The organism is Streptomyces sp. NPDC054841 (assembly GCF_053611045.1).
This window is the reverse complement of sequence record NZ_JBSGZO010000565.1, coordinates 1-5,027: the sequence shown is the minus strand read 5'-3', so window position 1 is coordinate 5,027 and position 5,027 is coordinate 1. Positions and strand designations below refer to the sequence as shown.

Annotated in this window: 6 protein-coding genes and 1 pseudogene; 6 read left to right on the top strand and 1 reads right to left on the bottom strand. The window is 69.7% G+C overall.

Annotation, left to right across the window (positions count from 1 at the left end):
- The 5 genes and pseudogenes from ACWGI8_RS39305 to ACWGI8_RS39285 form a co-directional block, all read left to right on the top strand.
- Positions 1-687, top strand: a pseudogene (locus ACWGI8_RS39305) (hypothetical protein); the annotation flags it as partial.
- Between the two features lie 7 nt (positions 688-694).
- Complete coding sequence (locus tag ACWGI8_RS39300; protein ID WP_453668233.1) at positions 695-1,129, top strand: roadblock/LC7 domain-containing protein; 435 nt, start codon at positions 695-697, stop codon at positions 1,127-1,129.
- A gap of 2 nt (positions 1,130-1,131) precedes the next feature.
- Positions 1,132-1,503 (top strand): DUF742 domain-containing protein, encoded by a 372-nt coding sequence (locus ACWGI8_RS39295; protein WP_453668232.1) that lies wholly within the window; start codon positions 1,132-1,134, stop codon positions 1,501-1,503.
- Positions 1,481-2,116: a GTP-binding protein gene (locus tag ACWGI8_RS39290; protein WP_453668231.1), complete on the top strand. Its 636-nt coding sequence runs from the start codon at positions 1,481-1,483 to the stop codon at positions 2,114-2,116. Before ACWGI8_RS39295 ends, ACWGI8_RS39290 begins: the two co-directional genes overlap by 23 nt.
- Entirely contained in the window at positions 2,113-2,688 is a 576-nt protein-coding gene (locus tag ACWGI8_RS39285; protein WP_453668230.1) for a GAF domain-containing protein, read from the top strand. The genes ACWGI8_RS39290 and ACWGI8_RS39285 overlap by 4 nt, the downstream gene beginning before the upstream one ends.
- Positions 2,689-2,777: 89 nt before the next feature.
- Here the strand turns inward: ACWGI8_RS39285 and ACWGI8_RS39280 are convergent, their stop codons facing one another.
- Positions 2,778-3,974 (bottom strand): acyl-CoA dehydrogenase family protein, encoded by a 1,197-nt coding sequence (locus ACWGI8_RS39280; protein WP_453668234.1) that lies wholly within the window; start codon positions 3,972-3,974, stop codon positions 2,778-2,780.
- A gap of 559 nt (positions 3,975-4,533) precedes the next feature.
- Here ACWGI8_RS39280 and ACWGI8_RS39275 point away from each other — a divergent pair.
- The gene (locus ACWGI8_RS39275; RefSeq protein ID WP_453668229.1) at positions 4,534-4,902 is read left to right on the top strand and encodes an MmcQ/YjbR family DNA-binding protein; all 369 of its coding nucleotides are present in this window, start codon (positions 4,534-4,536) and stop codon (positions 4,900-4,902) included.
- Positions 4,903-5,027 lie beyond the last annotated feature (125 nt).

The window sequence follows — 5,027 nt, the reverse complement described above, 5'->3', positions numbered from 1 at the left end:
GTTGCCGGCCGGGAGCGGGCCGCGGCCCCCGGGGGCGCCGCGGCCCACACTGCGGTCGACGCCGCTTCCGACACGGCGCACACCGGCTCGCAGCGCACGCTCACGTATGCGACGAGCATGCCGGGCATCCCTCAGCAGCAGCAGCAGCAACAACAGCAACAGCAACAACAACAGCAGCCGCACCACCCGTCGTCGGCGGACGGCAGTACCTCCGGGCCGCTGCCGGTGCGCGGCGAGCACCCGGAGCGCCCCAACCCGCCCGCCGCCCGCCCCGGCGCCGGCCACCCCCCGGCGCAAGCGGGCACTCCGCAGCCGGGCACTCCGCAGCCAGGGGAATCACAGTCCGGAACTCCTCAGCACGGCATCCCGCAGGCGGGCGCCGAGGCCCAGGTCGTACGAGGCACCATGGGCCGCCCCCAACTGCCCAAGCGGCGTGCCCAGGAGCACCTGGTGCCGCAGCTGCGCAGCGATCCCGCGCCGCGTCGCCCCGCGGAGGACCAGGCGCTGCACGACCCCGGTCTGATGGCGGCCTTCCAGCGGGGCATAGGCCTCGCCGAGTCCCAGCCCCCGAGTGCTCCCACAGCGACCGACGAACCGCATCGACACGAACCGCATCAACATGAACCGCATCGACACGAACCGCATCAACATGAACCGCATCAACTGAACGACACCCACAAGGAGTAGATGCACCATGGCGAGCGATGTGCCGACCGGCCATTCCTCGGATCTCGACTGGCTGCTGAGCGGCTTGGTCCAGCGGGTGCCGTACACCCGCAACGCGGTTCTGCTCTCCTCCGACGGCCTGGTGAGATCCGTGCACGGCCTCGACGCCGACAGCGCCGACCACATGGCCGCCCTCGCCTCGGGCCTGTACTCGCTGGGCCGCAGCGCGGGCGCCCGGTTCGGGGACGGAGGAGAAGTTCGCCAGGTCGTGGTGGAACTCGACTCCACACTGCTCTTCGTCTCCACCGCCGGCTCCGGCACCTGTCTCGCCGTGCTGGCCGGGCGCGAGGCGGACGCGGCGGTACTCGGCTACGAGATGGCGATGCTCGTCAAGAGCGTACGGCCGTACCTGGTCACCCCGGCCAGACGGCCCGCCGGGGCGCCGAGCGTCACGGGGCTCTGACCGTGCCGGCCCCGAAGGACGGGCCCTGGCTCGACGACGCGGCCGGCCGCCTCATCCGTCCGTACACGGTGAGCGGCGGCCGCACCCGTCCGACGGCCGCCCTCGATCTGCTCTCCTTGGTGATGGCCACCGGCGCGGTCCCGCAGGGGCCGCTGGGGCCTGAGCACGCTCTGGCCCTCGGCCTGTGCGACGGACCCACCTCGGTGGCGGAGGTCGCCGCGCACTTACGGCTGCCGGCGGTCGTCACCAAGGTGCTCCTGTCCGATCTCGTGGACTGCGGGGCGGTCACCGCCCGAGCGCCCGGTTTCCACGACACTCCCACCGACCGTTCCTTGCTGGAGGCAGTGCTCGATGGCCTACGACGACGGCTCTGAACGCAGCCCTGTGACCCGCGACCCCTCCGACGTCTTCCCCACCGCGCTCAAGATCCTGGTCGCGGGCGGATTCGGGGTGGGCAAGACGACCCTCGTGGGCGCGGTCAGCGAGATCGAGCCGCTGAGCACCGAAGAGCTGCTGACCACGGTCAGCGTCGCGACCGACAGCCTGGAGGGCGTGGAGTCCAAGACCACCACAACGGTGGCCATGGACTTCGGGCGGATCACCCTCGACGACCGGCATGTGCTGTATCTCTTCGGAACCCCGGGCCAGGAGCGCTTCTGGTTCATGTGGGACGAGCTCTCCGAAGGAGCGCTCGGCGCGGTCGTCCTCGCCGATACACGCCGCCTGGAGGCCTCCTTCTCCGCCGTCGACTTCTTCGAGCGGCGCGGCATCGGATTCGTCGTCGCCGTCAACGAGTTCGACGGCGCCTACCGCTATGAGCCCGAGGAGGTGCGGGCCGCGATCGACCTCAAACCGGAGGTCCCCGTCGTGCTGTGCGACGCCCGTGTCGCCGGCTCCGGGACCCAGACCCTGGTCACCCTCGTCCAGCATCTGCTCGCCACCACCCCGGCACCGGCAGCGGCGCCGAGCTATGGAGCTCAGTCATGACGTACGACCCGACCGGCCATCTGCTGCTGACACCAGTCGACCGGGAGGCGCCCATGCGGGTGCAGCGGCTGCGCCAGCTGGGGCTGGGCGACCGGCCCGACCCGGCCTTCGACGAATTCGCCCGCAAGCTCGCGGAGGTCACCGGGGCGCCCTTCTCGATGGTCAACTTCATTGACGAGAACCGGCAGTTCTTCGCGGGACTGCACACTCCGGCGGGTACGCACTCGGGCAGCGACCTCGGCGCGGCGGTGGCCGCGACGGGCGGGGACGTGGGCCGGTTCATGGCCCGCGACCACGGCTACTGCCCGCATGTCGTGGTGCGGCGGAAGGCGCTCGTCCTGGAGGACGTCTGCGACTACCCCCGGTTCGCCGGCAATCCGGTCGTCGACGAGATCGGCATCCGCTCCTACCTCGGGGCCCCGCTGATCGACCGTACGGGCATAGCCCTGGGCACGATCTGCGTGGTGGACACCGAGCCGCGGCCCTGGGGCCGGCCAGGGCTGGAGACCATCAAGTCGCTCGCGGCGGAACTGGTCGAGCAGATCCACCGCCGTGAGGACGCCCGGCTCTGACGCGGCCGGGCGTCCCCGGGGCATCATCGGCGCTCCCCGGGGACCTCACTGTCCCGGTCTCCCTACTGACCAGGTCTCCGTCCACCGGGTCAGACGAGCGCCTCCGTCCGTGTCAGGTCCGCCAGACGCTCCGACCACTGTCCCTTCGGCGTGCCGAGAGCGACCTCGGCCAGCCGCAGCAGCTGGATGTCGGAGGTGCCGGCGGGAGCGAAGATGTGGTGCGCGTCGCGCAGATACCGCTCGATGGGCCGGTCGGTGAACAGCCCGGCCGCCGCGTGGATCTCCATCGCGTTCCGCGCGGAGTCGAGCGCGGACTCGACATTGACCAGCTTCGCGTTCATCAGCTCGGCGTCGCAGGCCAGCCCCTGGTCCAGCAGATGCACCGCGTGGTACGCGGCGAGCCGCGCCGTCATCAGCCGGGACTGCAGCTGCCCCAGCTTCAGCTTGACGGACGGAAGTTCGTGCAGGGGCTTGCCGTAGCGGTGGCGCTCGACGCAGAACGCCGTGGTCTCCTCCAGGATCGCCTGATGGAGTCCGAGCGAGACGGCGGTGAGGTTGGCGCGCCCGTAGAGCACGCTGGAGGAGTACGCCACGGCGAGCCCGTCGCCCTCCTCGCCGAGCCGGTTGGCCACGGGCACACGGCAGTTGTCGAAGACCAGCTCGCCGAAGCCGAATCCGTGCAGGCCCATCGTCGGCTTCTGCTCGCCGGTACGGCACCCGGGCCGGTCGGACTCGACGAGGAATGCGGTGAGGCCACCGGAACCCGGTCCCGTCCGGACCACCACCCCGTGCAGATCGCCGACATGGCTGTTGCCGACGTACACCTTTCGGCCATTGATGATGTACTCGTCGCCGTCACGTACGGCGGTGGCGCTCATGCCCAGCACATGGCCGCCCGAATCGGCCTCGGTGACCGCGATCGTGGGCAGGCACTCGCCCGCCGCGATCGCCGGGAGCCAGGTCTTCTTCTGCTCCTCGCTCCCGAAGTGGACTATCTTGGCGGCGCCGAGCTGGGAAGCCTGCACCATGGCCCCCATCGCGCCGCTGACCCGGGAAAGCTCCTCGATGATGATGGTCTTGGCGAGGTGGCCGACACCCATGCCGCCGTGCGCCTTGCCGATCGTCGCTCCGAGCCAGCCCTGCCGGGCGATCAGCCGGGACAGATCGCGGTGGACCGTGCGGGCCGCCTCCATGGCGGGAACCCGCGGACGGACCTCACTCTCCGCGAAGTGCCGGACCTGGTCTCGGAGCTGATGATGCAGTCGACTGGCGAAGTACCCGTCCATCGGGAGCCTTCCTCTGCGGTACGCCTGCTCGTCCGTGCGTTGGAGCAGGTCGTGCATCGGCGTGGTCTCGTCCCGTAACAGGCCGACCACTGCATGGTGTTGATCGCTTACGGACGGTACAACGCCGTGGCCAACTTTGGCCGAAATTCCCTCCATTGGCGTTTGATTGGAACTGCGTGCTGTGTGGTATTGGCCCGTCCGGATCTATCCGTAGGGCATTCCCCCGGGGTTGCATGCTGTCGCATGCCATCGGTAAAGGTTTTGTGGGCATATGGCACTGAGGGACAAGGGCCCTGTTCCAGAGGTGGGCAAACAGGCTCATGAGGCACGAGAGTGCAGTCAGCAGTCCTGTTGAAGCCGTCTGTTGACCGCTCCTGTCCTACCGGCGCACCGGGGTGCCGGACGGCGCGCACCGTCACGCCTGCGCGTCGGCGTTCAGAACGCGCCGTTTCAGGCCCGCTGCTCCAGTACGTCGACGGCCGACCGCCGCACCACCGACTCGTCCAGCTCCACCCCGAGCCCGGGGGAGTCTGTCAGTGGTGCGTCGTAGGGTCGTCACATGGCCAACGCCGACGACGTACGCAGAATCGCGCTCTCGCTGCCCGGTGCGGTGGAGAAGCTCGCCTGGGGCATGCCCACGTTCCGGGCGGGGCAGGGTGGGAAGATCTTCGCCTCGCTCGACGACGACGATCAGGCGATCGGGGTCAAGTGTCCCAAGGAGGACCGTGACGAGCTGATCGCCTCCGAGCCTGACAAGTTCTTCATACGCCGGGGCCACGACGACAACTACGCCTGGCTCAGGGTGCGGCTCGGTGCGCTGGAGGACGATGACGAGCTCCGCGCGATCCTGCTCGACTCCTGGCGCCAGGCTGCCCCGCGCAAACTGCTCGACGCGTATCCGGAGCTGGGTGAGGCGCCGAGGAGCTGAGGCGCGCCACGGTACGGACACCGGCGTGAGAGGGCGGCTGCCGAGGGTGCGGCCGGGCCGTGTCGTGCAGTTCGTCAACTGCGTCGAGCAGTGCCGCATGGCGTGGCAGCCATGCGGCACTGACT

What these genes read in the sequence shown, in the direction of transcription:
- ACWGI8_RS39285 (WP_453668230.1), top strand. Translation starts at nt 2,113, where the DNA reads ATGACGTACGACCCGACCGGCCATCTGCTGCTGACACCAGTCGACCGG.
- ACWGI8_RS39280 (WP_453668234.1), bottom strand. Translation starts at nt 3,974, where the DNA reads ATGGACGGGTACTTCGCCAGTCGACTGCATCATCAGCTCCGAGACCAG.
- ACWGI8_RS39300 (WP_453668233.1), top strand. Translation starts at nt 695, where the DNA reads ATGGCGAGCGATGTGCCGACCGGCCATTCCTCGGATCTCGACTGGCTG.
- ACWGI8_RS39290 (WP_453668231.1), top strand. Translation starts at nt 1,481, where the DNA reads ATGGCCTACGACGACGGCTCTGAACGCAGCCCTGTGACCCGCGACCCC.
- ACWGI8_RS39275 (WP_453668229.1), top strand. Translation starts at nt 4,534, where the DNA reads ATGGCCAACGCCGACGACGTACGCAGAATCGCGCTCTCGCTGCCCGGT.